Origin of the sequence: Dysgonomonas sp. GY617 (genome assembly GCF_015233815.1) — a bacterium.
Classification (GTDB): Bacteria; Bacteroidota; Bacteroidia; order Bacteroidales; family Dysgonomonadaceae; genus Dysgonomonas_A.
This window is the reverse complement of sequence record NZ_JADCLR010000021.1, coordinates 348261-373662: the sequence shown is the minus strand read 5'-3', so window position 1 is coordinate 373662 and position 25402 is coordinate 348261. Positions and strand designations below refer to the sequence as shown.

General features: G+C 33.2%; 25 protein-coding genes, 1 tRNA gene and 1 pseudogene. 15 read left to right on the top strand and 12 right to left on the bottom strand.

Translation table 11 applies throughout. The annotated features are described in order from the left end of the window. Positions 1 to 145: 145 nt before the first annotated feature. The 4 genes from def to IR022_RS11500 all read left to right on the top strand — a co-directional run bounded on the left by def (position 146) and on the right by IR022_RS11500 (position 3397). On the top strand, positions 146 to 673 hold the full coding sequence (def, locus tag IR022_RS11515) for a peptide deformylase (protein WP_194203788.1): 528 nt from the start codon (positions 146 to 148) through the stop codon (positions 671 to 673). A 108-nt stretch (positions 674 to 781) separates the two neighbouring features. Then, positions 782 to 854, top strand: a tRNA-Pro gene (locus IR022_RS11510). A gap of 270 nt (positions 855 to 1124) precedes the next feature. Beyond that, positions 1125 to 2585 carry a tryptophanase gene (locus tag IR022_RS11505; protein WP_194203787.1) on the top strand — a complete coding sequence of 487 codons (1461 nt, stop codon included), beginning with the start codon at positions 1125 to 1127 and terminating at the stop codon, positions 2583 to 2585. Between the two features lie 197 nt (positions 2586 to 2782). Beyond that, positions 2783 to 3397, top strand: a complete 615-nt coding sequence (locus tag IR022_RS11500; RefSeq protein WP_050709146.1) for a TetR/AcrR family transcriptional regulator — start codon at positions 2783 to 2785, stop codon at positions 3395 to 3397. 288 nt (positions 3398 to 3685) lie between these two features. On the opposite strand, the gene IR022_RS11495 is transcribed toward IR022_RS11500, so the two are convergent. From IR022_RS11495 to IR022_RS11485, 3 genes are all read right to left on the bottom strand, one after another. Continuing rightward, a complete protein-coding gene (locus IR022_RS11495) occupies positions 3686 to 5002 on the bottom strand; it encodes a tetratricopeptide repeat protein (RefSeq protein WP_194203786.1) in 1317 nt (438 codons plus the stop codon). A gap of 34 nt (positions 5003 to 5036) precedes the next feature. Next, entirely contained in the window at positions 5037 to 5237 is a 201-nt protein-coding gene (locus IR022_RS11490) for a hypothetical protein (RefSeq protein WP_194203785.1), read from the bottom strand. A 222-nt stretch (positions 5238 to 5459) separates the two neighbouring features. Further along, complete coding sequence (locus IR022_RS11485) at positions 5460 to 6296, bottom strand: class I SAM-dependent methyltransferase (RefSeq protein ID WP_194203784.1); 837 nt, start codon at positions 6294 to 6296, stop codon at positions 5460 to 5462. Positions 6297 to 6518: 222 nt separating this feature from the next. On the opposite strand from IR022_RS11485, the gene IR022_RS11480 reads away from it, so the two are divergent. The 5 genes from IR022_RS11480 (at position 6519) to IR022_RS11460 (ending at position 12747) form a co-directional block, all read left to right on the top strand. Continuing rightward, positions 6519 to 7421: a class I SAM-dependent methyltransferase gene (locus IR022_RS11480; protein WP_194203783.1), complete on the top strand. Its 903-nt coding sequence runs from the start codon at positions 6519 to 6521 to the stop codon at positions 7419 to 7421. Between the two features lie 551 nt (positions 7422 to 7972). Next, entirely contained in the window at positions 7973 to 9025 is a 1053-nt protein-coding gene (locus IR022_RS11475; RefSeq protein WP_194203782.1) for a tyrosine-protein phosphatase, read from the top strand. A gap of 44 nt (positions 9026 to 9069) precedes the next feature. Then, positions 9070 to 9555: a hypothetical protein gene (locus IR022_RS11470; RefSeq protein WP_194203781.1), complete on the top strand. Its 486-nt coding sequence runs from the start codon at positions 9070 to 9072 to the stop codon at positions 9553 to 9555. 41 nt (positions 9556 to 9596) lie between these two features. Continuing rightward, complete coding sequence (locus IR022_RS11465) at positions 9597 to 11144, top strand: DUF4832 domain-containing protein (RefSeq protein ID WP_194203780.1); 1548 nt, start codon at positions 9597 to 9599, stop codon at positions 11142 to 11144. 13 nt (positions 11145 to 11157) lie between these two features. Then, positions 11158 to 12747, top strand: coding sequence for a glycoside hydrolase family 31 protein (locus IR022_RS11460; protein WP_194203779.1), 1590 nt, complete (start codon positions 11158 to 11160; stop codon positions 12745 to 12747). A 6-nt stretch (positions 12748 to 12753) separates the two neighbouring features. On the opposite strand, the gene IR022_RS11455 is transcribed toward IR022_RS11460, so the two are convergent. Continuing rightward, positions 12754 to 13326: a hypothetical protein gene (locus tag IR022_RS11455; RefSeq protein ID WP_194203778.1), complete on the bottom strand. Its 573-nt coding sequence runs from the start codon at positions 13324 to 13326 to the stop codon at positions 12754 to 12756. A gap of 160 nt (positions 13327 to 13486) precedes the next feature. On the opposite strand from IR022_RS11455, the gene ychF reads away from it, so the two are divergent. From ychF to IR022_RS11435, 4 genes and pseudogenes are all read left to right on the top strand, one after another. Next, positions 13487 to 14590, top strand: coding sequence for a redox-regulated ATPase YchF (ychF, locus tag IR022_RS11450; protein ID WP_050711393.1), 1104 nt, complete (start codon positions 13487 to 13489; stop codon positions 14588 to 14590). Positions 14591 to 14601: 11 nt separating this feature from the next. Then, on the top strand, positions 14602 to 15084 hold the full coding sequence (locus IR022_RS11445) for a hypothetical protein (protein WP_194203777.1): 483 nt from the start codon (positions 14602 to 14604) through the stop codon (positions 15082 to 15084). Beyond that, on the top strand, positions 15084 to 15512 hold the full coding sequence (locus IR022_RS11440) for a GNAT family N-acetyltransferase (RefSeq protein ID WP_194203776.1): 429 nt from the start codon (positions 15084 to 15086) through the stop codon (positions 15510 to 15512). Before IR022_RS11445 ends, IR022_RS11440 begins: the two co-directional genes overlap by 1 nt. 45 nt (positions 15513 to 15557) lie before the next feature. Continuing rightward, a pseudogene (locus IR022_RS11435) lies at positions 15558 to 16353 on the top strand (M48 family metalloprotease). A gap of 77 nt (positions 16354 to 16430) precedes the next feature. Here the strand turns inward: IR022_RS11435 and IR022_RS11430 are convergent. From IR022_RS11430 to polA, 6 genes are all read right to left on the bottom strand, one after another. Next, positions 16431 to 17072, bottom strand: a complete 642-nt coding sequence (locus IR022_RS11430; protein ID WP_194203775.1) for a SagB/ThcOx family dehydrogenase — start codon at positions 17070 to 17072, stop codon at positions 16431 to 16433. A 27-nt stretch (positions 17073 to 17099) separates the two neighbouring features. Continuing rightward, the gene (locus tag IR022_RS11425; RefSeq protein WP_194203774.1) at positions 17100 to 17657 is read right to left on the bottom strand and encodes an NAD(P)H-dependent oxidoreductase; all 558 of its coding nucleotides are present in this window, start codon (positions 17655 to 17657) and stop codon (positions 17100 to 17102) included. 146 nt (positions 17658 to 17803) lie between these two features. Then, on the bottom strand, positions 17804 to 18400 hold the full coding sequence (locus IR022_RS11420) for an LURP-one-related/scramblase family protein (protein ID WP_050711387.1): 597 nt from the start codon (positions 18398 to 18400) through the stop codon (positions 17804 to 17806). Between the two features lie 57 nt (positions 18401 to 18457). After that, positions 18458 to 19237: a radical SAM protein gene (locus tag IR022_RS11415; protein ID WP_194203773.1), complete on the bottom strand. Its 780-nt coding sequence runs from the start codon at positions 19235 to 19237 to the stop codon at positions 18458 to 18460. Positions 19238 to 19277: 40 nt separating this feature from the next. Beyond that, positions 19278 to 19733 carry a YqaA family protein gene (locus IR022_RS11410; protein WP_194203772.1) on the bottom strand — a complete coding sequence of 152 codons (456 nt, stop codon included), beginning with the start codon at positions 19731 to 19733 and terminating at the stop codon, positions 19278 to 19280. A 38-nt stretch (positions 19734 to 19771) separates the two neighbouring features. Further along, complete coding sequence (gene polA, locus IR022_RS11405; protein WP_194203771.1) at positions 19772 to 22540, bottom strand: DNA polymerase I; 2769 nt, start codon at positions 22538 to 22540, stop codon at positions 19772 to 19774. Between the two features lie 101 nt (positions 22541 to 22641). Here polA and IR022_RS11400 point away from each other — a divergent pair, with 101 nt between their 5' ends. Continuing rightward, a complete protein-coding gene (locus IR022_RS11400) occupies positions 22642 to 23613 on the top strand; it encodes a polyprenyl synthetase family protein (RefSeq protein ID WP_194203770.1) in 972 nt (323 codons plus the stop codon). Between the two features lie 54 nt (positions 23614 to 23667). Beyond that, on the top strand, positions 23668 to 24114 hold the full coding sequence (locus IR022_RS11395) for a hypothetical protein (RefSeq protein WP_050711382.1): 447 nt from the start codon (positions 23668 to 23670) through the stop codon (positions 24112 to 24114). A 73-nt stretch (positions 24115 to 24187) separates the two neighbouring features. On the opposite strand, the gene deoC is transcribed toward IR022_RS11395, so the two are convergent. Next, the gene (gene deoC, locus IR022_RS11390; protein WP_410492817.1) at positions 24188 to 25072 is read right to left on the bottom strand and encodes a deoxyribose-phosphate aldolase; all 885 of its coding nucleotides are present in this window, start codon (positions 25070 to 25072) and stop codon (positions 24188 to 24190) included. Beyond that, the gene (locus tag IR022_RS11385) at positions 25057 to 25389 is read right to left on the bottom strand and encodes a nucleotide pyrophosphohydrolase (RefSeq protein ID WP_194203768.1); all 333 of its coding nucleotides are present in this window, start codon (positions 25387 to 25389) and stop codon (positions 25057 to 25059) included. The genes deoC and IR022_RS11385 overlap by 16 nt, the downstream gene beginning before the upstream one ends. Positions 25390 to 25402: the final 13 nt, after the last annotated feature.

The following is a 25402-nucleotide window of genomic DNA, read 5'->3' as shown; positions in this document are numbered from 1 at the left end:
TGAAGATTGTTTGTGTGCTGTGCTTTAATTATCTTATATTTGTAAGGATCAAATCGGTTTATTTCGATTTGATCCTTACTTTTTTTCGACTTTTCAAATTGAAAATGTCGATTTTTCATTTTCGCGATTATAATACGAAAAAGATTTGATAAACGATGGAACATCGGAAACTCCATTTCGAGTTTTAAAAATTACAGATCAGCGAGATTCTACTTTTCTGCGACAAAAATGTTCTGATATTGAAAATACAGATAATGTAGGTGATCTTAAATTATTAATTGATCGCCTAAAAGCAACTATGGCTTCTGAATCTGGAGTAGGCATTGCTGCACCGCAAGTAGGTATAGCAAGAAATGTATTTCTTTTTACCCGTATCGATCAACCTAATTATCCTGTTACAGTAGCTATAAACCCCAAAATAGTAAAGCATCCTGAAGAAACTATCTGTTTTGAGCGCGATGGTTGTTTATCTATTCCAGGTATCAGTGGAAACTCGATCCGATACCCGTGGGTTGAAGTAGAATACACAGACGAAAACGGAAATCTGGTAAAAGAACGACTAGAAGGATATTCGCGCACAGGTAATTTTACAGCAATTATTTTTCAACATGAATTTGATCACCTACAAGGGATTCTCTTTATAGACAAGCTTTGTCCTGAGGATAAAGAATAATATGATCTTCCATAAACATAAAATAGATTGAAACTTTAGTAATCTATAATTGTTATACTCACCAAAATAGTAAAAGGTCTGAGACCTTACTTTTGTATTACAATATTTCGGGATGTAGCACAGTTGGTAGCGCGCCACGTTCGGGACGTGGAGGCCGGACGTTCGAGTCGTCTCATCCCGACACTATTTTCTACTTTCTTATTGGTTTCTTTACCATAAAACAACATCTGCTACACAAAAAAAGACCGTACACGCTACCCTATTATTAGGGTATAATAATCTTTCGTTTTATATATTTTTCTACTCTACTTTCTATTCATAAAATTTAATTGGCATACTATTCATAAACAATTAGTTTTCTTTTTGTTAGAGGAAGTATCTTTTTTGTCAATTCACAAATTATTTTTAAGTTTACGAAACCTAAATTCTAAGAATCAAATAAGATAATACTATGCTAAACGAAAACGAGAAAATTAAATTTTATAGTGGGGAAAATATTCCTCTTGAACTGCACAAAGTACGCATTGTACAAAAACTGCATTTAGTACCTATCGAACGTCGTCTTGAAGCCCTTTATGAAGGTGGGTTCAATACATTCAGACTTGATACTAAAGATGTATTCTTGGATATGCTTACCGACAGTGGTACCAATGCTATGAGCGACCGTCAATTGGGAGCCATGATGATGGCTGACGATGCGTATGCAGGATCGCAAAGCTTTGTCCGTTTTCAAAAAGCAGTATTGGATGTCTTAGGAAAAAAATACCTGCTACCTGTACATCAGGGACGTGCTGCCGAAAATATAATATCCAATGCTTATGTAAAGAAAGGTAGTGTAGTACCTATGAATTACCACTTTACAACAGCTATGGCACATATAACTCAATACGGTGGACGTATTGAAGAGCTTTTGTACGACGAAGCTTATGTTATTAATAGTAAGCATCCATTTAAAGGAAATATGAATCTTGAGAAACTCGAAGAGTGTATCTTGAAACATACTGCTGCCAGAATTCCATATATTCGCATGGAGGCTTCTACAAACTTAATTGGAGGACAACCGTTTTCAATAGAAAACCTGCGTGGTGTACGTGCTATTGCCGACAAATATGGAATACCTTTAGTATTGGATGCCAGTTTGATTGGAGAAAATGCTTGGTTGGTAAAACAACGTGAGGAGGAATTTAAAGAAGCTTCGATGGCTGATATTTTACTTTGCATGACCGATCTTGCCGATTTGGTCTATTTTTCGGCTCGTAAATTAAGTTCTTCTCGAGGTGGAGGTATTTGTACCAACAACCAAGCTATTTATAAAGAATTAGAGCCCCTGGTACCTCTTTTCGAAGGCTTCCTTACCTATGGAGGTATGTCGGTACGAGAAGTAGAAGCTATTGCAGTAGGATTATACGAAACGCTTGACGAAAGTATGATTTGTCAAAGCCCACAGTTTATAGCTTATCTAGTGAACGCTTTAGAAAGCAAAGGTATTCCTGTAGTTACCCCTCCGGGAGTATTGGGTTGTCACGTAGATGCAATGCAAATATGTGCGCACATTCCTCAATCTCAATATCCGGCAGGAGCATTAGCCGCTGCATTCTTTCTCATTTCGGGTGTACGTGGTATGGAACGAGGATCGGTGTCCAATCAGCGTGACGAATATGGTAATGAAACGTATGCAGATATGGAACTATTGCGCTTGGCTGTTCCGCGCCGAGTATTTACACTGTCGCAAATCAAATATGTTGAAGATCGCCTCACATGGTTGTTTGATAACCGTCACTTAATAGGCGGACTTAAATTTGTTTATGAGCCACCTGTACTCCGCTTCTTTATGGGAGGGCTCGAGCCTATCAACGATTGGCCCCAACAACTAATGGCAAAATTCAGGCAAGACTTTGGAGATAGTCTATAATTGAAGATTAGATATCCTAAAAGCATGCCTTACACAACTTAAGGTATGCTTTTCTCTATTTTATCATTCAAACTATAGATCCGATCAATGCTCTGATTCTATTTTTAATGAATCAGATTTAATTAACATATGGTGTATTCTATTGAATAATTCTTATTTTTGTAGTGTAGACACACTATATAACCCATAATTGATAAATGAATCCCTCTAAAAAGAAAATACTGGAGAATGCATTTAACCTCTTTCTCACCGAAAGTTACAGCTCCGTATCAATGCAACGAATACAAAATGCCTCGGGTGTATCACGAGGAGCAATTTATCATCATTTCAAGAGTAAAGAAGAAATTTTTGAAGAGATTGTAAACGAGTATCTTATACCTGCATTTTCTACCTATTCGATGATTCAGGAAGATGATAAATCGTCTCTACAAAATATGATATATGCATCCATCAAAAGCCGCCAGAGCCATATAAACCTACTCAAAGAAGTAACTTCATTTAAGTTGGTCGATTTTTATTTCTTCAAATTTATTTTTCAGGCTTCGGAACATTGTAAAGACTTTACTGAAAAGATAAATGTATTATCGGAAAAAGAATTCAATGGATGGCGAAATTGTATTCAATTAGCTATGAGAACAGGCGAAATAAGATCGGATATTGATCTTGATTATGTAGCACAATCTTTTATGACAATTCCACTTGGATTGGGTGTTTTTTCGGCTTTCAGTAATTATATTAATATAAATACAAAGGATTTACGAACGGCTTATCTTCGGTTTTACAGTATGCTTAAAAAACCTGGATTTATATAAAATACACATCCTCTGATAAGTTCTCTATTCGATAATCTTAAGAGAGGTTGCTAAGGTTTTAAATTATCAGAATAGATATCCTTCTCTTTCTTCAAATACTCCAAAGGAGATACTACCTCCTACCCTTTTGCATAAATAACAATTTCAGAAAGTTGATTTCGAATTACAAAAATTCGGATACCTGTGTTTTTAATCATACTCCTAAATAAAATCATCACCAAGTTATTAAAATAAATAAGGCATAATTAAATGATTAACTATGCCCTATCTTTTATTAATTATTGGTCGTTATTTATTGTCGTCTTCATCATCTTCCAGCATAGCAGCTATCTCGGCTTCTATTTCTTTGTATCTTGATTCCATAGCAATAAGCTGATCTTTAATATTTCGGAATTTAGCTTCTTGCAATTTGATTTCCTCTTTGTCTTTTTTATTACTTCTAAAAAGTAATACTCCTACTAGTATAAATATTGCAACAATTAAAATAGCTCCTATTCCTAAAAATAAATAATTTTTTACACGTATTTGATCGAATTCTTTGTCTTTCTGTGCCAAAAAGAAGTTTTTATCTGCATCTAACAAGGATAAAGGGCGCTGATTTTTTGCAATCAGTACTTTAATTGAATCTTCCTGTTCTTTATAATGTAATGCTTGCTTATAGTCGCCTGCTTTTTTGAAATAATTAAAGAAATTAGTATAAAAATATTTAAGTGTTTGGTTATCTGTTATTTCAGCCAATTGTTTCTCTGAAAGATTAATATAATATTTAGCTGAATCTAATTGATTTTTAGAATTATACAAGAAAGATAAAGTAAGGTATGCTTTGGTAGAAGTCTTTACATCTGAAGTTTGTAACAGTGACCTATTCAAGTAATATAAAGCTTTATCGTAATCCTTCTTCAAAAAATAGGTATATCCTAAGTTATTGGATAAATCCGCCTTAAATTCATTATTTCCAAGTCTATTTGCTTCTTCAAGTCCTTTTTTAAAATAAATATAAGAGCTATCTATATTTTTAATTTCATCATAAGAGATTCCTATTGAAGTAATAACTTGTAATTTATATATATCTGTTTCTTCTTCTTTATTATAATAATCTAGTGCTTTCTTATAAAAAACAATAGCTGTATCTACAATTCCTTGTTCAAAATATAAATTACCCATAATTTGTAAACTTTTACCTGCTAATGCATTATTACCCGATTGATTGGCATATGTTGTCGCTTGTAAAAAGCATTTTAAAGCTTTATCAGGTATATTTTGGGTACGATATATTCTACCTGCATAATAATGAGCTAATGCTGATTGTTTTGAATTATTTTTCTTCTCAAAATATCGTTTTGCGTCAAAAATCAAAGTATCTTTTGTAATATCCTGCTTCGCTCTTTGTTTTGCTTGTACAGAGGTTACAATATACTGCATATAATTATCCTTATCCATATTTTCAGGATTATGAATGGAATCAAGAAGAATTAAAGCATCGTAAGGACTACTTTCGGCTATATTTTGGGCTTGTCTTAATAAATTGACGGAAGCAGTGTCTTGTTTACAAGAAAAAAATAGACACAAAAAAACTAGTATAAGAAAGCTTGTTAAAATTTTCATTAGTAGAGAGTTTGGTTATAAAGAGAATCTCTTATTAGTCTTTAGTAAAGTCGGGGGGAGTAATAGTATCATTTAATTCTGTCCATGACTGGCTTTTAGTTGACCGAACAGCACTATCAGGATCTTTCATCCCCGCAGTAGCACCTTGATCCATCTCATCTTCGGAACAAGAAGTAAAGGAAATAGTAATGCAACTAAATAAAATGACGGATAAAATTAAGTATTGAAGTTTCATAATAAATTAGATTTGTAAAATGTCTGTGTGTTATAAAGTTCTATTATAAAATACTTTAAAGAATAAAGTAAGCGAAAGATAAAACTTAAAATATAAATCAACAAGAACGAAAATTCATTTAACGAAATAGGGAGAAATAATTATAAAAACAATTATTTCCCCCTACTCTATCTCTTAAAAGTTAAGGATTAATATAAACTATAAAATCAATTGAGCAGATTCTTATATTTTCATGGAATCAATTACCACAAAAGGCACAGTTAACTCAAAATAGCCTTTACGCTCTGCCTCTCTATTTATTAGCTCTTCTATGGCTCCGAAAACTTCAGCTTGTTTGTCTTTGGGAATAATACTTTTCCAACTATCTAAAAAAGCTAATCTTATAAAGTAGTATTGTAACATAGTTGTTCCATCGGCAAAAGTATAGCTAAACTTATCTTCTATAATTCTATTTATCGAGAAGCCATGTTTTTCAATTAGTTGAGTTATTTCGTCCACTGGTTTTCGCATTGTATAAATCTGCTCTCGCATAGTCTTTATTTGTGGCTTCATATTCAATTTATTCAATACAATTTCCATTATATCATAAAACTCAATCATGGTTCTATTTATATTCATGGTTTGAATAAATTGTCCCCCACTCTTCATAATGCGCGAACATTCACTCAATGATTTATCTAAATCGGATACATTATTTAAGCCATTATTACTTGTTATCAAATCAACTGAATGATCGTTAAGAGGTATATTTTCGGCTACACCACGAATAATTTCTACATTTTTTATTCCATAAAAAGCTATTTTCTTTTCAGTCCTTTTAATTGCAGCTTCCCAAGGATCTATCCCGTATACTTTACTTGTATTACCAAATCTCATGGCTAATTCGGTAAGAGGAAATCCTGCTCCAAACCCAATATCAAGAATAGTACTGTGCTTTTTTATTTTTATGTTTTCGAGTAGTTTAATACCAAATGGGGCAGCCCAAAAAGGTAGTTCATCTAATAATTCAACTAGTTCATTCGAATTAAAGTCATAAGTCGTTACAAGGTCCTCATTCATAATTTGTAGAAGTTTAGTAAATATTTATCGCCGTTGTATCCGTAATAATAAGCTAAAAAAAGAACAGCTATATCTTATATATTTAAAATTTAAGATCGTTTTCAAAAGTAAATAAATATTACAATATTGTATCTTTGCCTTGATATTAAGTACAGTAAAATATTTTATTATAAATATTTACTAAAGAAACAATGGGTCAAAGACCTCAAAAAATTCTTCTTTATGCTTCTTTTAGAACCACAACATTGGACAGATTATGAATTAATAGATTCGGGCAATTATGAAAAACTCGAACGGTTTGGAAAACACATACTGGCACGACCCGAACCACAAGCTGTATGGCAAAAAACACTATCGGAACAAGAATGGGAAACGATGGCAGATGCTATTTTCAGACGCGAAAAAGGAAAATCGTCACAAGATGGGAACGAAAGAGGAGAATGGATTCAGAAGAAAGGTATGCCCGATCAGTGGTTTATTAATTATGACTACAAAGAAATGCACCTTAAATTTCGTTTGGGGCTTACTTCTTTCAAACATGTAGGTATATTTCCTGAACAAGCCGAAAATTGGAACTTTATATACGATACTGTAAAGAGCTTCGATATAAACGAACCAAAAGTATTAAATCTCTTTGCCTATACGGGTGGCGCTTCTATTGCCGCTAAAAGTGCAGGAGCTGATGTTACTCATGTAGATTCCGTAAAACAGGTTATCACTTGGTCTCGTGAAAATATGGAGGCTTCGAATCTCGATAATATTAGATGGATTGTTGAAGATGCTCTTAAATTTTGCAGACGAGAAGTAAAACGAGGCAAAAAATACAATGGTATTATTCTCGATCCTCCTGCTTACGGACGTGGACCTGATGGTGAAAGATGGATTCTGGAAGAAAATATAGCTGAACTAATGTCTATCTGCCAAGAGCTTCTAGAAAGCGAAAATTCGTTTCTTATACTCAACCTCTATTCAATGGGATTTTCGTCTGTAATAGCTGAGAATTTAATTAAAAACTACTTTCCTGCTATTAAATCATATCAATACGGAGAGTTATTAATACCTGAAAAATCGGGAAAAAGACTTCCTTTGAGTATATATGCCAGATTCAAAAATTTAAAAGGTTGAGTATTAGATCAGTCTATTTTATATTTAATTTAATACATTGTAATACAATTACTTAAATATTAAATTACTAATACATAGACAATTAATAAAATATAAAAGATGTCAATAAAGTGTTGATAACTGTTGATAAGTTTCTAAAAAATAAAGTTGCAAAGTTGATACTCCAAATTGTATATAAGATATTGATGAAATACAAAATTATTAAGCATAAATCTTTGTTTAAAATATCATGTAGTTATCAACAGCTATTAACAATGAAAAGAAATAAAACTTTTGAACACTCACAGTTATCAACACTCATTTAATAAAGTCTGTAACAAGCAGTGAACCATCATATATAAGTATGCTAAAAAATGTTCATAATTGTATATAAGTCTATATTAATATAACAGTAACTCAAAAAACAAGTAAAAGACGAAATAATAATAAACAGTTTCAACAGGCTATTATTACTACCATATTAGTTTTTAGTTTAAAGAAGAATAAATAATACATAATACAATTGTTGATAACCCTTTTTTGGTTGACTGTTTATTTATAAGTATATTGGTATGAAAAAAATAATTCTAAGTTTATTAGTAATGGGATCGGTCTTTATGATCTCATGTAAAGATTCAACTATGAAAATAGATAAAGCTCAATATTCGGGAAAAGATGTATCTAGCGAAGCATCTATAATAAGAAATAAAGATACCAAGGCTGCCGAATTGCATATTGAAGCTAATGGCAAATGGTTTTTGTATTCGGGAACATCGGTAGATGATATTGATTTTTCGAAACCCATAGCTGAAGGCGAGGGTAGTGGTACTTTTCCTTTGAATGTACCAGACAGTGTTCGCAGTTATTTTCAATTGGTAACTTCGGATGGAAAAGCTATTTTGGCCGAACGTCATCTACCTATGACAGGTGGTTATAATTTTCGTGATTTGGGTGGAATTAAAACTTTGGATGGAAAATTTATTAAATGGGGTAAGATATTTAGATCAGATGATTTACATAATCTGACAGATAATGATATTAAATATCTATCATCGATACCTCTTGTTTCAGTAGTAGATTTCAGATCTCCTGAAGAAATTAAACGTTCACCAGATAGGTTACCTCAGTCTGTAAACAAAGATTATGCTTATTCTATAACACCCGGTAATTTATTGGCTGCTAAGAGTCTGGCAGATTTAAAACAAAGCCAGATGGATAGTGCTATGATGGATATGAATGTCATCTTGGTGACCGATTCTTCTTGCGTAAACAGATATAAAGATTTTTTCACATTGTTACAACAAGAAAAAGATGTTCCTTTGATGTTTCATTGTTCGGCAGGTAAAGATAGAACAGGAATGGGAGCAGCTCTTGTTTTATTTGCACTTGGTGTAGATGAAAATACAATTATTGAAGATTACTTATCTTCTAATATTTATTTGGGTGACAAGTATGCTCAATATATAGCTGGGAATCCTAATTTAAAGCCTTTATTTGAAGTAAAGAGAGAATTTATACAGGCAGGTATCGATCAGATAAAGAAAGACCATGGTACGGTCGAAAATTACTTAACTGGGGTTCTGGGTGTAGATATTCAAAAATTCAGAGAAAAGTATTTATATTAAGATTTTGGGAGTTATATAAACTTACTGGTAAATTCTTTTTAATTATGTTACTTACAAGTTTTTATAAAAAAATTATAGCTTTAATCATTATTCTTATATCGTTTTCGGATTTCGCTTTTTCTCAATCGAAAAGTGAAATAGAAGACTTATTAATAGAGGTTTGTAAAATATCTGACTCTAAGGATATTATAAAAAATGAAGCTGCTTCTAAAATATCCGATTATCAGGAAGAAGCTTTACAAATATTACCAGACTTTTTTATGGACGATTCTAAAACAGACGTCTATTCTAAATGTCTAAAACGTAAATTGAGTAGGGGAGAAGTTGCTATTATTCTTTGTGATAGAATAGAGATTATGCCTTATTTTCAATTGATTGGAATGCAGAACTTTACTTTTTCGTTTTGCGAAAACAATCCTAATTTTATAGAATCTTATTTGGATATTATAAATAAACAATCGATTAAAAAATTCAAAGAAAAATATGTGCTGTGGTTGCACAGTGAAGATAGGAAAGATACCCGTATTTAATTTTTAGTACATCCAAGACCTTTTTGTTATAATTATATACTATGAAAAAACTACTTTATTTAAGCTTATGCTTAGGTTTTCTTTTGTCGTGTAATTCGGGACAGGAAACTATTCATTTTAGAGGTATTTGTGTTGATGATCCTCAAGGTACAGAAGGATTATATAATAGTGAAAGAGGCTTTCGGCTCGAAGTTGCTTTGAATGTAGGAGATGGAAATGCTTCTCATGCCATTGAAGAATTGAGAGAAGAAGTAGCTAAATATGCCTCCGACAGTGTTTCTTTGGTACAAAGCTATTTTTATTTGACCGATTTGGTTGGTAAAGATTTGTCGGAAAAAGACTTCGAAACTATGCAATCTTATTTCGATGAATTGCAAAATTTGGGAATGAAAGCTGTACTTCGTTTTGCTTACGAAAGAGATTTTAATGGAAGAGCTCCTGTAGGACCTACTGAAAAACAAGCACTAGCACATCTTGATCAGTTAAAACCTTTTCTTGAAAAGAATAAAGACCTTATTTTAGTGGTTCAAGCTGGAGTAATAGGAGCATGGGGCGAATGGCATAGTTCGGTTCATGGTTTAGAGAATTCAGATGATACAAAACGCTCTATTTTAGAAAAACTATTAGCTGTAGTTCCCACAGAAAGGAATGTACAGGTAAGAGTACCCGATTATAAAAATCTACTTAAAAATACTCCCGAATTATATAATAGACTTTCATTCCATGATGATTTTATTGTCATTAAAGCTGACAAATGGGATGGAGATATGCATGAAGGAACCAATAATTTCGATCAGATAGTTAAAGAATCTCCTTACCTGGCAGTAGACGGAGAGCTGCCTTGGGGATTTTGGAGTGTAGGTAATGATCCTGATGCACCAACGGCAGGATGGATTATTGATGGACACGAAACTGCACGGCGTTTATTTTTACAGCATTATACTTCTTTGAGTGTTATTCATAACTATAAAGAGAAACACGAGAATACAAAAGATCTGAAAAAATTACCTAAATATTCGATGTTAGTATGGAAAGAAACACCACTTTCCGAAAGCTTTTTAATAGAAAATAAAATGTCTGTATCAGCTAATTATTTTCAGAAAAAAGATGGTTCTGCTGTTGAACGAAATGTATTTGATTATATAAGAGATCACTTAGGATATCGTCTTGAATTACAGGAATTATCGCTTACAAATGGTAAAAATAAAGGAGAGAAAGAAATTTCTTTAAGTCTTATAAATAGGGGATTTTCTACTTTATTTAATGAGCATGATGTTTATTTTGTATTGATAGATGAAGCGGGGGAAGTTACCGAATTTAAAACAGATGCTGATATTTATACATGGCAGCCTTATAATCCGGATGATATAAACCATGCACCTTTAGTACATCAAGTTAAATCAACTATTAAATTGCCTGTAGACTCTAAGGAGGGTAATTATAAACTTGGATTATGGATAGCTGATGGATCGGAAAGATTGAAGTATAACCCTCGGTATGCTATTCGTACTGCTAATGGGGATGTAAATTGGTGGGTATCGAAAGATAAACGATATGGAGTAAATATTTTGACTGATATAAAACTATAATAAATAGGTTGTTATGAGAAAAATAACTTTATTTCTTCTCTTTTTAGTTTCTGCTGTTTCAATGTATTCGCAAACAGTATATGAAACTGATATTAAATTCGAAAAAGATGAGTATTGGTGGGGTGGAGTAGTAGCATTCGGCTCACAAATGCCTTATATAAAACCTGTAAAAGAATTTGATTTGTCTTTACAAAACTATAATAATCAGGTAGTACCTCTTTTTATATCTAATAAAGGAAGATATATTTGGAGCAATTCTCCCTTCAAATTCGAAATAAAAGATAATTCTATAAAGATAAGATCTCTGTATGAAAAAATAGAGGTAGTTGAAGCAGGTAAAACTCTGAAAGAAGCTTATTTGCATGCTTCTCAGAAACATTTTCCCCCGAGTGGTATATTACCCGATTATCTGTTTTTTACAATGCCCCAATACAATACATGGATTGAGTTGACATATAATCAAAATCAAAAAGATATTTTGAACTATGCTCAAAGTATTATTGACAATGGCTTCCCTAAAGGAGTATTAATGATTGATGATAATTGGCAAAAACATTATGGAAATTTTGAATTTAAAGCTGATAAATTTTCAGATCCAAAAGGGATGATTGAAAAGCTTCATTCAATGGGATTTAAAGTAATGCTATGGGTATGTCCGTTTGTAAGTGGCGATAGTCCCGAATACAGAGATTTAATGTCAAAGGGTTATCTTATAAAAAAGAAAGGAACAAATACTCCTGCTATGATTGATTGGTGGAACGGGCAAAGTGCTTGTTATGATCTTACTAATCCTGAGGCTGCTAACTATTTTGTAGCTCAATTAAAGCAGGTACAGCACGAATATGGAGTAGATGGCTTTAAATTTGATGCAGGAGATAATTCGTTTTACAATACTGATTTAATTGATAGCTATAAAAAAGATGCTAAATCGGTAGATCATACTTTAGTATGGGCTGGGGTAGGGCTAGAGTTTCCTTTTAATGAATATCGTGCAGGTTGGAAGATGGGAGGAGAGGCTCTTGTGCAACGTCTTGGCGATAAAGATTATTCGTGGGGTGCAGTAAAGATACTTATACCTGAAATGATTTCCGCAGGGTTGTTGGGTTATGCTTATACTTGTCCTGATATGATTGGTGGAGGTCAATTCGGCTCTTTTATAGGCTTAGATCAGACTAAATTCGATCAGTCATTAATTGTAAGATCGGCTCAGGTACATGCATTGATGCCTATGATGCAATTTTCGGTTGCTCCTTGGCGAATATTAAATAAAGAGAATCTGAATATAGTTCGTAATATGGCTCATTTACATGAAAAGATGGGGAGTTATATCCTTAATCATGCAAAAGAATCTTCTAAAACAGGAGAGCCTATTATTCGTCATATGGAATATTCGTTTCCAAACGAGGGTTTTGCTGAGTGTAAAGATCAATTTATGTTAGGAGATAAATATTTGGTAGCACCTGTTATTTCGTCTGATAATAAGAGAACTGTGAAACTTCCAAAGGGTAAATGGAGAGACGATCTGAGTAAAAATTACAAAGGAGGACAAACAATTTCGTTTGATGTTCCTTTAGACAGGCTTCTATATTTTGAGAAACAGTGAGGGTCGTTATTTATCGTATGCATATTCTTTTAATTCCTCTAATTCTTTTAGTATTTGTAGTTCCCATTCATTTTGTTTTTGGGTATCCCTTGCATAATCAGTGGCTTCATCATATTCTATCCGGCGATTTGTAAATTCTGCCATTGATTTTTGATTTAGCTCTTCAACAAAACGAGTGCCTGATATGGCTTTTTTCTTGTTTTCTTTCAAAGCTTTTCTAAATTGACGAGTGAAGATTTCAGCAATATCAAATATGGTTTGCTGATATAGTAGCGAGGTTGAAACATTCTTATTAGGATTAATCCATGAAGCTGATTTAATCATATAATTGCGAACCTTTTTATTAAAATTCTTAGCTAAAAAACTAAATCCGTTTACACTATAATCTATTGAAAATTGAGCAAATGAAAGCATTTGATCTGTACTTTCTTTTTTGATACCAAAATCGTCAAGAGTTAGCTTTTGGGCTGAACTCCACATTACTATATTTTCATTTTCAGTTTTGTTTTGGGAGAATAAAGAATTAATAGAAAGTAATAAAATTATTAAAATTGAGAATTGTTTTTTTGTCTTTTTCATACAGATTAAGTAATGTAGTAAATACACTGCAGCTTTAATGTTATCAGCTACAAATATATGCTTATTTTTAGGTGTTTAGATAGGTCTCATTAAAAATATAAATTTCATTCTTTTTTGACTATCTTTGTGCCCTTGAATATTAAAAAATTAGAATAAAATAATGGCTCTACAGTGTGGTATAGTAGGACTTCCTAATGTAGGAAAATCTACACTTTTCAATTGTTTATCGAATGCGAAAGCACAATCTGCAAATTTTCCTTTTTGTACAATCGAACCTAATGTGGGTGTGATTACCGTTCCGGACGAACGTTTAAACAAATTGGCAGAATTGGTTAAACCTAATCGTATTTTGCCTACAACTGTAGAGATAGTAGATATTGCAGGATTGGTAAAAGGAGCCAGTAAAGGCGAAGGATTAGGCAATAAATTTTTAGCTAATATACGCGAAACAGATGCTATACTTCATGTACTGCGTTGTTTTGATGATGATAATATTACTCACGTAGATGGGAGTGTAAATCCTGTTCGTGATAAAGAAATAATTGATACGGAATTACAGTTGAAAGATTTGGAAACTGTAACAGCACGTATTCAAAAGGTAGAAAAGCAAGCCAAAACAGGTGGAGATAAGGATGCTAAACGTATGTACGACATTCTTCTTCAGTTCAAAGAAGCTTTAGAACAAGGTAAATCGGCTCGTACTGTTCAGTTTGATAATAAGGAAGACGAAAAGGCTGCAAAAGAATTATACTTATTGACTTACAAACCTGTAATGTACGTTTGTAATGTGGATGAAGCTAGTGCCGTTACTGGTAATAAGTATGTAGAACAAGTACGCGAATCGGTTAAAGAAGAGGATGCACAAATACTTGTTGTAGCTGCTAAAATAGAATCGGAGATTGCAGAATTTGAATCTTACGAAGAGCGTGAAATGTTTCTTTCCGAAATAGGACTTGAAGAATCAGGAGTTGCCCGTCTTATAAAAGCCGCTTATCAACTTTTAGGTCTTCAAACATACTTCACTTGCGGTGTGCAGGAAGTTCGTGCATGGACGTTTATAAAAGGCTTCAAAGCGCCACAATGTGCGGGTGTTATACATACCGATTTCGAAAAAGGATTTATCCGTGCTGAAGTTATCAAATACGAAGACTTTATTGCTTTAGGCTCTGAGGCTGCTGTAAAAGAGGCTGGTAAAATGAGTGTAGAGGGTAAAGAGTATGTTGCTCAGGATGGTGATATTATGCACTTCCGTTTTAATGTATAATAATTAATTTAATGTTTCAATTTTTAGAAATAATAGGATATATAATCATCGGAATAGGTATTATTCTGATGATTACAGGTGGTGTTTTAGCTACCAAAGCCATGTTTTCCGGTAACCAAGATAAACTTAAAACAAACTTAATAAAAGGTCTGAAATACTTTGGACTTTCTATTCCTGTACTTGTTATAGGTTTTGTTATTGGTATTTATGGCTCATCATCTTTATCTCATCAAAAGGTAGCTGATGTTTATGTTTTGACGCAAGAAGATATCAATATTTTAGATAAAAATCCGGATGAATTTACTGAGAAAGATATTATAAAGATTCATCAACTCACGTTTTCACATTTAAGTTCGGAGGATATTGAAAAATATTACGATAAACTGAAAGATGTTTCTATTAAAATTTTGGCTCCTACTTACCCTAAAGATCTTTTTGAAAAAAACTTCAAAGAGACTACTATTTATAAAGACAAATACGGAATTAAAGAGTAATGATTACTGAAGCTTCAAATAAAGATTATCCTGTTTTAGTCAAAATATGGGAAAGTGCCGTTTTGGCTACTCATGATTTTCTTTCTGAGGAAGATTTCTTGTTTTATAAATCCCAATTGCCATTTTATTTTGAGCATGTTTCTTTGTATGTATTTAAAGACGAATCTCTTACAATAAAAGGTTTTCTGGGTGTTTCAGAAGATAATATAGAAATGCTTTTCATAGAAAATGAATCTAGAGGAATGGGAATTGGAAAAAAATTACTTAATTTCGCCATAGATTCTTTAAACTTAAGGAAGGTAGATGTGAATGAACAAAACACACAAGCTCTGAGATTCTACGAACAAAGAGGTTTCATAAAAACAGGCTATGCAGATTGTGATTCTGAAGGAAAAAACTATCCGGTTATTTCTTTAGAACTCTCATAATTAAATATTTATACACTATACATTATCACTAATTAAATAAAATTTATGAAAAAGTTTTTATTAGCAGTGGCTCTATTAGCAACTTGCAGTTTTGCGGCTAATGCACAATTCGGTAAAATTAAGGTGGGTAAAGCTGTAGATGCAGCTACAAAAGGTGTTAAAGCTATGACCCTTAGCGATGCGGAAATTTCTCAATATGCTCAAGAATATATTGATTGATTGGATAGATGCTCATAATCCTGTATGTAGTGTTACTGATACCGATCAAGGTAAAAGAGAAACTGCTGAGCGTTTAGAAAGAATTTCCGCAATGTTTCCCATAGATAATGTAAATGGTAAAAAGCTTGATATTAAAGCACTTTATGTAGTTGATGTAAATGCTTTTGCATGTGCTAACGGAAGTATTCGTGTTTTTGCAGGATTAATGGATATCATGTCAGATGAAGAAATTCTTGCTGTTATGGGACACGAGATTGGTCACGTTGTAAACAATGACTCTAAAGACGCTTTTAAAACGGCTCTATTAACGTCTGCTCTTAAAGATGCAGTAGGTTCTACCGGAAACGCTGCAGCTGCTCTAACGGACTCTCAATTGGGTTCTTTGGGTGAAGCATTAACTAATGCTCAATTCTCTCAAAAACAAGAATCTTCGGCTGATGACTATGCATATAATTTATTGAAACAAGCTAATAAAGATCCTCATGCAATGGCTCAGTCTTTAGGTGTTTTGTTGAAAATGGAGAAAGAAGCAGGTGCAACTAAAACAAGTAAAGCAAATCAGTTATTTTCGAGCCATCCAGGTCTTGAAAATCGTATTGCTAACTTAGAGAAAAAGAAGTAAACGAAGTTTCGTAACTTTTTTAAATATAAAAGCCTGATAAGTAATTATCAGGCTTTCTTTGTTTTGAGTAAAAAGGATTATTCTAAATATCCCACAGGATGATTAAGTATCAAGGTCTGACTATCGCTTAAGTTAAGAACCTTTTTTAATTCTGCGTGATTCATCTGTGCACGAGGTTTTGTAGCTAAGCCCATTCCCGAACAAAAGATAGCTATGTTCTGAGATACAATTCCTGCATCTACTTTGCCCATATTGGTAATATGTTCCATTGTATTATAAGCAGATGGTGTATATTTTGAAGCATCTGCTACAAGATAAAGAATTGTAGGGGGTAGGGGATTATCCTTTTTTCCACCTGCTAATCCTCTGTAATCACCTTCAGCTACAGGAACTAAATTATTTGATTTTGGATCGAATTTATATACTCCTTGAGGCAGGGCAACATAAATATCAATATCTTGGCTGTTTTGAGACGATGGAGCAGTCCTTTTACCGTTTTCACGATTGATACCATTAGCAGCCCAAAGTAAATTGGATAGGTCTTGTTTACTTAGCTCTTTATCTCCAAATTCAGAAGACGATTGTCTTTTGGCAAATGCTTCCATTACAGTAAGTCCCCCCGTTTTTTCAGGAGCATTCAATTCGATATTTGGTAAGTTCTGAGCATTTACATTGATAAAGGAGGCAAATGCTAATGCTGCGATTAATAGATACTTCATACTGGTATAAAATAATAGTTTTGTAAATTAAAAGTGATTTTTTATTTTTTCTAAAAATGCTTGTCTGTGTTCGTCACTTCCTGATGTAATATGATCACAATTAAACCAAGTAGTATTATTTATACCTACTGATTGTAAGCAATTTTTATTGATGTCATTTACTGGATCTCCTGATTGTACAAAACTACTTGTAGATTGCTCAGAAGTGGTTATTACAGTAGATTTTTCTATTTTGAGAAGTGGATTCCATCCATTTTCGTAGTTAAAAGCAAAACCATAAAGAAGTACTTTATCGAAAAATCCTTTTAAAATAGCCGGCATATTCATCCACCATATTGGATACATAAATACAACTTCTTCGCTATTTTTGAGCATAGTTTGGTATTTTCCCACTAAAGGATCCGAATACCCGCCTTTTGAATATAAAGCTAATTCAGATTCTGTTAGTACCGGATTGAAATTGTCTTTATGCAGGTCTATTACTTGATAAGGACAATTATCTGTGTCTAATTTATTAGTAATAGTGTCTAAAATTACTTTAGTAAAGCTACCATGCCAAGGGTGAGCTAAAATTATTGTTATCATATTTTTTATTATTTTGTTGGTTCTATAAAATTACTCATTTATTGTCATATTGCTTGCTAGTTGCTTTTTTCTAAACAATATTTAATAGAAAAGAGCTACAATCAACGATTGTAGCCCCTGTCTATGAGTCTTATTTAAGACTTATTTTATTTTGATTCTTTCAACACCATATCGATAGTGATTGCAGTAGATACTACAACTATTTTATCTGTGTTTTCTTTGTATTCTTCTTTAATAGAAACGTTATATTTATCGGCAGTAGTGAAGATTTCCTTCATAGCACCTGCCCATTTTTTACTAATCGTTCCTATAGGTTCACCATTAGCTTCAGATATAGCAAAATTCCAACCTTTCCAATCTCCTTTTATTTCAGCGATCTTAGCTCTGTTGGCCGCCATAATATGGAATGTTGGTTTGAAAAATGCCCATTTTTGTTTGATAAAGCCAAGAGTTTCGTGATGTCCATTAAGTACAGCTATTTCAGACATAAAAAATGTCCATCCTCTTTTTATTACAGCAAGAGTGTTTCCTTCCATGTCTACAATCTCCAATAAAAAAGGCATCATTGCTTTACCAACAATTAGTCTTAGAACTTTGTGACCAGTTGATATTCTTTGTTTAATAACTCCTATTTGGTTTCCATCTTGACCAAATACTTTATATTCTGCTTCGAATTTGAAGTAGTTAACTTTCTGATCTATAAAGTATTCATTTGTTTCGAAAAACTGAGGAAAATTACTCATATTATTTATTTAGTTTTAGTTAGCATACAAAAGTACTACTTTAGAAGTTAAAAATGGTTATCCGGCGATATTAATTTTTATACCTAGTTGTTCTACTTTTTTTCCAATTTGTTTAAGCTCTTCAAGAGGAACCTTTTCTAGATTTTTTTCAGGAGTTTCTCTGTCTATTGTGTATATCATTACTTCCTTCGGATGCGTTATTTTTATAATATCAAGCCATCCGTTTATTTCTTCCTCAGTAGTGTTGTCTACTATTTGACCCTTATGACTGCCTCTTACGAACATGGTTTGCAGAATAAAATTCCCTTCAAATTTTTTGAAAAATTCTATTTGCCTCTCTATATTGTAAGTAGGAGAATTGGGCTGATCTATTAAGCGAACTGTTTCTATATTAGCCGAATCGAGTTTCAAAATATTATTTTCAACCTTTTTAAGTGCATTAAAAACACTATCCTTTCCTATGTGGATCGCATTAGAAAGTACACTAATCTTAGCTTCCGGAACATATTTATTCCGTAATTCGATGGTGTCATCAATTATTTCTGCAAAATGGGGATGTAGAGTAGGCTCTCCATTCCCGGCAAAAGTAATAACATCTATCTTTACATTTTCTTCTTTCAATTTCAATAATTTGTGCTCCAAAGCAGCTTTTACATTCTTACGATTAGGTAATTCTGTTTTGGTTCTTCCATCTTCATTGTATCCACATTCACAATAAATGCAATTGAATGAGCAGACTTTTCCATCATAAGGTAAGAGATTCATACCTAGCGATGTACCTAATCTTCTACTATGTATAGGTCCGAAGACTATTTCATCAAATAATAGTGTTGACATGATTGGTCTGATTTATTTTGTGTACTAATAAATTGTATGATTATCTTAACCATTCAATTCCATAAACAATTCCGTATGCAAGAAGCACATAGCGAGCAAATTTACCAGTAAACATACTGATATTCACTATATATACATTAGCTCTCATATATCCGAGTGCTACGGCTATAACGTCTCCTACTACCGGTAAAAAGCTAAAAAATGCCATGCTTGCTCCTTTTCCTGTGAGCCAAACATGTATTTTTTCAATCTTTTCTTTCTTTATTTTTAAATACTTTTCTATCCACTCAAGCTTGCCCAGTTTTCCCAAATAATAATTGGTCATACCTCCCATCCAATTACCAACGGATGCTATGAGTATACATGTCCAAAGATCTAAACCTGCTGCTATTAATGCAGCAAATACAAATTCGGAACCAAAGGGTAGGATAGTAGCTGCCAAAAAGGAAGCTAGAAAAAGTCCTATATATCCGTATTCGACAAATCCATCAAGCATATTTGTTTATATTATTGATAATTAAATGTTTAATATTATCAATGGGCCTCTAACCAGTTGTTTCCTGTACCCGAATCAGCTTTCAATGGAACGATGAGCTTATATGCCTTTTCCATCTCTTCAATTACGATTTGTTCCACGTGCGACAATTCGTCGTTAAAAGTGTTAAAGTTCAGTTCATCATGTACTTGCAAAATCATCTTTGAACGGATTTTCTGATTTCTGAAACGTTCGAAGATATTATTCATTGCTATTTTTATGATATCTGCAGCACTTCCTTGTATCGGTGCATTTATTGCGTTTCGTTCAGCATATCCTCGTACTGTGGCATTTCTCGAATTAATATCGGGAAGAAATCGTTTACGACCCAAGATTGTTTCTACGTAACCTTGTTCTTTGGCATCTTTAATGATATTATCCATGTACTCTTTAACCTTCGGATATGTTTCGAAGTATCCGTCAATCAGCTCTTTAGATTCAGATCTAGGGATAGAAAGTCTTTCAGCAAGTCCAAAAACCGAGATACCATATATAATACCGAAGTTAGCCGTTTTTGCTTTACGGCGCATATCGCTTGTTACCTCTTTAATTGAAATTTTATAAATTTTGGCAGCAGTAGAAGCGTGAATATCTTCACCACTATTGAATGCATCAATCATACTTGGATCTTGGCTAAGATGTGCCATGATTCTAAGTTCAATTTGCGAATAGTCAGCCGAATAGAAAGTGCATCCGGGATCGGCAATAAAAGCTTTTCGAATGTCTTTTCCATGCCCTTCTCTGATGGGTATATTTTGTAGATTTGGATTACTGGAGCTTAATCTTCCTGTTGCTGTAACTGTTTGATTATATGATGTATGTATCTTATCATCTCGTTTGTTAATCAATAAAGGAAGAGCATCAATATAGGTACTCAATAATTTTTTGAGACTGCGATATTCTAATATTTTGCCAATGATAGGGTGGGTGTCTTTTAAACTTTCGAGTACTTCTTCACTGGTTGTATATTGGCCGGTTTTTGTCTTCTTAGGTTTTTCAATAACTTTCAATCTATCAAAAAGAATTTCGCCTACCTGCTTAGTAGAATTTACATTAAATTCTACTCCTGCCAATTCGAATATTTCGGCCTCAATATTTAGCATTTCTTTTGTCAGATTCTCAGAAGAATCTTTCAATGCTTTAGTATCTAGTCTTACTCCTGCATATTCCATATCGGCTAGGACATAGACAAGTGGAAATTCTATATCATAGAGTAAATGGCTTATACCATTTTTTTCAATTTCTTTTTCTAGTATGTTTTTTAGCTTTAATGTTATGTCGGCATCTTCGCAAGCATAATTGCAAACATCTTTTGGAAAAAGGTCTCTCATATTCAATTGATTTTTCCCGCGAGATCCGATTAGCTCATCTATATGAATTGTTTTATAGTTGAGATATGTTTCTGCCATATAATCCATATTATGTCTCAATTCCGGATTTATTAAGTAATGGGCAATCATCGTATCGAATAATTTGCCTTTTACTTCTATTCCATATTTTTTGAGAACAATAATATCATATTTTATATTTTGACCGATTTTGAGAATATTTTCATTTTCGAGAATTTCTCTGAAAATTTCTACTTGATTCTTTGCCTTGTCAAAATTTGCCGAGATAGGTACGTAATATGCTTCACCTTCTTCAATGGAGAACGACATTCCTACTAATTCGGCATCAATAGGGTCAACGGAGGTTGTTTCTGTATCAAATGAACAAAAAGTACTACCCGAAATTTTGTCTCTTAATTTGATCATTTTTTCCTCATTATCAACTAGATGATATGAGTAAACCATGTCTTTTAACTCCATGAGAGTCGAATATTTTTTTTCTTCTGGGACATTCTCTATGAATTCTTCAAAGAGAACGCCTTGAGCTTCCTCTTTTTTAGGAACAATTTTGGTTTCTCTTTTTAAGACTCGATTTATGAGTGTTCGGAATTCGAGCTCTTCGAAAAGATGCTCTATTTTTTCATCATCAATATTTCTTCTTTCAAATTCTTCTTTTACAAATTCGATAGGAACATCAATTTTTATAGTTGCTAAAAATTTGGAGAAAATTATTTGCTCTTTGTTATTTTCGAGTTTGTCTTTTAGCGCTCCTTTTATGTTCGCTGTATTTTCGAGAATATTTTCAATTGTTCCAAATTCGGCAATTAATTTTTCCGCAGTTTTTGCTCCGACTCCCGGGCAACCCGGAATGTTGTCGGAAGAGTCTCCCATCAGACCGAGCAAATCGATCATGAGTAGGGGAGAGGCAAGGTTGTATTTTTCCATGACGGCTTTGTCATCTAGTACATCAAAACCATTTCCTGCAAATTTTGGTTTGTACATGAAAATCCGATCACTGGTCAACTGGCCATAATCTTTATCGGGTGTCATCATATAGACATCGATATCTTCTTTTTCGGCTTTTTTAGCAATTGTTCCAATCACATCATCTGCCTCGTACATAGGTACTTCGACTATTTTTATATTATATGCCTCAATTATTTGCTTAATAATAGGGACTGCTAATTTTATATCTTCGGGGGTTTCGAGCCTTTGTGCTTTATAATGTTCGTAAGCTTCGTGACGAAAAGTGGGTCCTGCAGGATCAAAAGCTACTGCAATATGAGTAGGGTTTTCTTTTCTAAGAACTTCTTCCAGTGTATTCACAAAACCAAAAATGGCTGATGTGTTTAGACCTTTGGAGTTGACTCTCGGGTTTTTTATAAAAGCATAATATGACCGATATATAAGTGCGTAGGCGTCTAACAGAAAGAGTTTCATACCAAAATATTAGTTAAATAGTTCTATTTCTCAGTAAAGTTACAAATAAATGCCTCTAAAAGCTGAATTATTTATAAATTTGCAATTCAACTAATTTTAGTATGGATAAAAAGCTTTTGATAGCTAAGCCGATAGCTTCAGAACTCGAACGTTTTACTTCTTATTTTAGAGAGTCAATATTTTGTAATAATCCTAGAATTCAGGAGATTATAGATTACATAATGAAATCAGACGGAAAGCATATTCGTCCGATTTTACTATTGTTGGCAGCTAAAGCTTGTGGAGAAATAACTGAGACTACATATCATTCTGCAGTAACAGTAGAATTGTTGCACACTGCATCGTTGATACATGACGATGTTGTGGATGAATCGAAAATGAGAAGAGGAAGACTCTCGACAAATGCCATTTATGATAATAAAATGGCAGTTTTGGCGGGTGATTATTTCTTGTCAACTGCTTTGATTAAGAGTGTATTGACTGGTGATATGGAAATCATTTCGGCTATATCGGGCTTAGGTCGTAGTTTGGCAGAAGGTGAATTGAACCAATTGTCGCTGGCTAAGGAAATCATTTTGGATGAAGCAGAATATTTTGAAGTTATTAAGAAGAAGACTGCTTCATTGCTTTCGGTTTGCATGAAAATAGGTGCTCAATCTGTTGGAGCTAGTTCGGAGAATGTAGATCGTTTTGAGAAATTGGGTGAATATTTAGGTATTTGTTTCCAATTGAGGGATGATATTTTTGATTATTTCTCGAATAATGTAGGTAAGCCAACAGGCAATGACATACGAGAAGGAAAGGTTACTCTTCCTTTATTGTATGCTTTGAAGAATACTGATTCTGAAGAATCGCAGGCAATGATGAAAATTATTGAAGTAAGTGAGTTTTCGGATCAGGATGTATCTACTCTTATTTCTTTTGCTAAAGAAAATGGTGGAATAGAATATGCATACGATAAGATCGAAATATTCAGGCAGAAGGCAATTGAAATTATTGACACTTTGAAAGAAGGAGAAGTAAAAGAGGCTTTGGTGAATGCTGTAGAATATGTGGTAGAACGCGTTTATTAAATTTTTGTAACTGGCAATAATAGACGAAGTACTTACTATTTTTTTGTTTCTTCTATGAAAAAAATACTATTGCTTTTAAGTTTTGTTACTTTATTAAACCTTGTTTCAACATATGAAGTGAATGCGGCACAAGTTACTTTTGGTCCGCATGATAAACTTGTGAAAATATGTGATTTACCAGATACTGAAGATTACAAGTCTAATGATGGTAAGTATTTCGATTTTGGGTATAAATACACTTATTTCGAAGTTGTTTTTTTACCTATATTTCAACAGGGTGAAGGTCAAATTGTAGGATATATAGACGAAGAAAATTTTGTCGTTTTATCTAAGCAAGACATTGCTGATATTGTAAAAACAAATAATATAAAGAACCTTGCAGGCTTGGTAAAGATACCTTTTTGGGATGCATGGGGAGGTAAACTTGTAGGTATTCTTGTCATTCTACTGCTTATAGGTTCTCTATTTAAAGACAGATACAATAAGAAGACTGAAGAATAAAAAAGAAAGGTTATAATCAATCGATTATAACCTTTCTTTTTTATATAATAATGGAGTAGGGGTTTAATCCTAATTAGTCTTTTATGGTATCTAATAAATTATTAGCTAATCGGCTGGCTCCAACTCTGAAATATTCGTTATTGCACCATTCGTCTCCTAATACCTCTTTTACTACTGTGTAGTACTTCACGGCATCTTCGGTGGTAACAATGCCTCCAGAAGCTTTAAAACCTACTTTACGGCCTGTTTTCTTTGCGTATTCTTTAATCGCAGTACACATTACATAAGTAGCCTTCAGGCTCGCACCTTCATATACTTTTCCGGTTGATGTTTTCAAGAAATCTGCGCCTGAGTATAGTGATAATACAGATGCTTTCATGATGTTTGAAGCTGTTTTCAAAGCTCCGCTTTCTAGTATAACTTTTAAATGTGCATCGCGACAAGAGTGTTTAATTTCGTCAATTTCTTCGCATAGCTCTTCATAGTTTTCATCTAAGAATAAGCCTAAGTTTAGAACGATATCTATCTCATCTGCACCATTAGCTACGGCTAGTGCTGTTTCTGCTATTTTTACTTCTGTGAATGTTTGTGATGATGGAAAGCCTCCTGATACACAGGCTATTTTTACTCCTTGAGCTGTTAGAGCCTCTTTTACGACTTCGGCAAAGTTTGGATATACGCATATAGCCGCAACATTATTTACGTCAGGATATGTTCCTTCAAAGTCATTTACTTTTTCAGTAAATTTCCAGACTTCTTCTTTGGTATCAGTAGTGTTGAGAGTCGTTAAATCGATACAAGAATATAGCGTTTTATATACTTCAACATTGTTGTTTTCTGCAAATTTGTCAGCTATTATTTCTTTTACTTTTTCTGCAATATCTTCATCTTTTAAAGCAGTTTTGTACTGTTTCAGGATGTCAATGTACTTGTTTGTACTAGTCATGATTGAGTCAATTTATCGTTATTTATATGTCGGTTTTTATCCCTGTTTGTTTTCTTCTCCATGTTCTTATTGAATGCCTCGGTAAGATCTACTCCTGTTTGATTTGCCAAACACATAAGCACCCACATAATATCTGCCATTTCATCTGCCAGATTTTTTTCTAAATCTGTTTTCTTAAATGATTGGTCTCCATAAGTTCTGGCCATTATTCTAGCTAATTCTCCTACCTCTTCTGTGAGGATAGTCATATTGGTCAGTTCGCTAAAATATCTGACACCATATGTTTTTATCCATTCATCAACCTTGTTCTGTGCTTCCTGTATAGTCATATTTCGTATTTTA

What these genes read in the sequence shown, in the direction of transcription:
- IR022_RS11505 (WP_194203787.1), top strand. Translation starts at nt 1,125, where the DNA reads ATGCTAAACGAAAACGAGAAAATTAAATTTTATAGTGGGGAAAATATT.
- IR022_RS11500 (WP_050709146.1), top strand. Translation starts at nt 2,783, where the DNA reads ATGAATCCCTCTAAAAAGAAAATACTGGAGAATGCATTTAACCTCTTT.
- IR022_RS11495 (WP_194203786.1), bottom strand. Translation starts at nt 5,002, where the DNA reads ATGAAAATTTTAACAAGCTTTCTTATACTAGTTTTTTTGTGTCTATTT.
- IR022_RS11490 (WP_194203785.1), bottom strand. Translation starts at nt 5,237, where the DNA reads ATGAAACTTCAATACTTAATTTTATCCGTCATTTTATTTAGTTGCATT.
- IR022_RS11485 (WP_194203784.1), bottom strand. Translation starts at nt 6,296, where the DNA reads ATGAATGAGGACCTTGTAACGACTTATGACTTTAATTCGAATGAACTA.
- IR022_RS11480 (WP_194203783.1), top strand. Translation starts at nt 6,519, where the DNA reads ATGCTTCTTTTAGAACCACAACATTGGACAGATTATGAATTAATAGAT.
- IR022_RS11475 (WP_194203782.1), top strand. Translation starts at nt 7,973, where the DNA reads ATGAAAAAAATAATTCTAAGTTTATTAGTAATGGGATCGGTCTTTATG.
- IR022_RS11470 (WP_194203781.1), top strand. Translation starts at nt 9,070, where the DNA reads ATGTTACTTACAAGTTTTTATAAAAAAATTATAGCTTTAATCATTATT.
- IR022_RS11465 (WP_194203780.1), top strand. Translation starts at nt 9,597, where the DNA reads ATGAAAAAACTACTTTATTTAAGCTTATGCTTAGGTTTTCTTTTGTCG.
- IR022_RS11460 (WP_194203779.1), top strand. Translation starts at nt 11,158, where the DNA reads ATGAGAAAAATAACTTTATTTCTTCTCTTTTTAGTTTCTGCTGTTTCA.
- IR022_RS11455 (WP_194203778.1), bottom strand. Translation starts at nt 13,326, where the DNA reads ATGAAAAAGACAAAAAAACAATTCTCAATTTTAATAATTTTATTACTT.
- ychF (WP_050711393.1), top strand. Translation starts at nt 13,487, where the DNA reads ATGGCTCTACAGTGTGGTATAGTAGGACTTCCTAATGTAGGAAAATCT.
- IR022_RS11445 (WP_194203777.1), top strand. Translation starts at nt 14,602, where the DNA reads ATGTTTCAATTTTTAGAAATAATAGGATATATAATCATCGGAATAGGT.
- IR022_RS11440 (WP_194203776.1), top strand. Translation starts at nt 15,084, where the DNA reads ATGATTACTGAAGCTTCAAATAAAGATTATCCTGTTTTAGTCAAAATA.
- IR022_RS11430 (WP_194203775.1), bottom strand. Translation starts at nt 17,072, where the DNA reads ATGAAGTATCTATTAATCGCAGCATTAGCATTTGCCTCCTTTATCAAT.
- IR022_RS11425 (WP_194203774.1), bottom strand. Translation starts at nt 17,657, where the DNA reads ATGATAACAATAATTTTAGCTCACCCTTGGCATGGTAGCTTTACTAAA.
- IR022_RS11420 (WP_050711387.1), bottom strand. Translation starts at nt 18,400, where the DNA reads ATGAGTAATTTTCCTCAGTTTTTCGAAACAAATGAATACTTTATAGAT.
- IR022_RS11415 (WP_194203773.1), bottom strand. Translation starts at nt 19,237, where the DNA reads ATGTCAACACTATTATTTGATGAAATAGTCTTCGGACCTATACATAGT.
- IR022_RS11410 (WP_194203772.1), bottom strand. Translation starts at nt 19,733, where the DNA reads ATGCTTGATGGATTTGTCGAATACGGATATATAGGACTTTTTCTAGCT.
- polA (WP_194203771.1), bottom strand. Translation starts at nt 22,540, where the DNA reads ATGAAACTCTTTCTGTTAGACGCCTACGCACTTATATATCGGTCATAT.
- IR022_RS11400 (WP_194203770.1), top strand. Translation starts at nt 22,642, where the DNA reads ATGGATAAAAAGCTTTTGATAGCTAAGCCGATAGCTTCAGAACTCGAA.
- IR022_RS11395 (WP_050711382.1), top strand. Translation starts at nt 23,668, where the DNA reads ATGAAAAAAATACTATTGCTTTTAAGTTTTGTTACTTTATTAAACCTT.
- IR022_RS11385 (WP_194203768.1), bottom strand. Translation starts at nt 25,389, where the DNA reads ATGACTATACAGGAAGCACAGAACAAGGTTGATGAATGGATAAAAACA.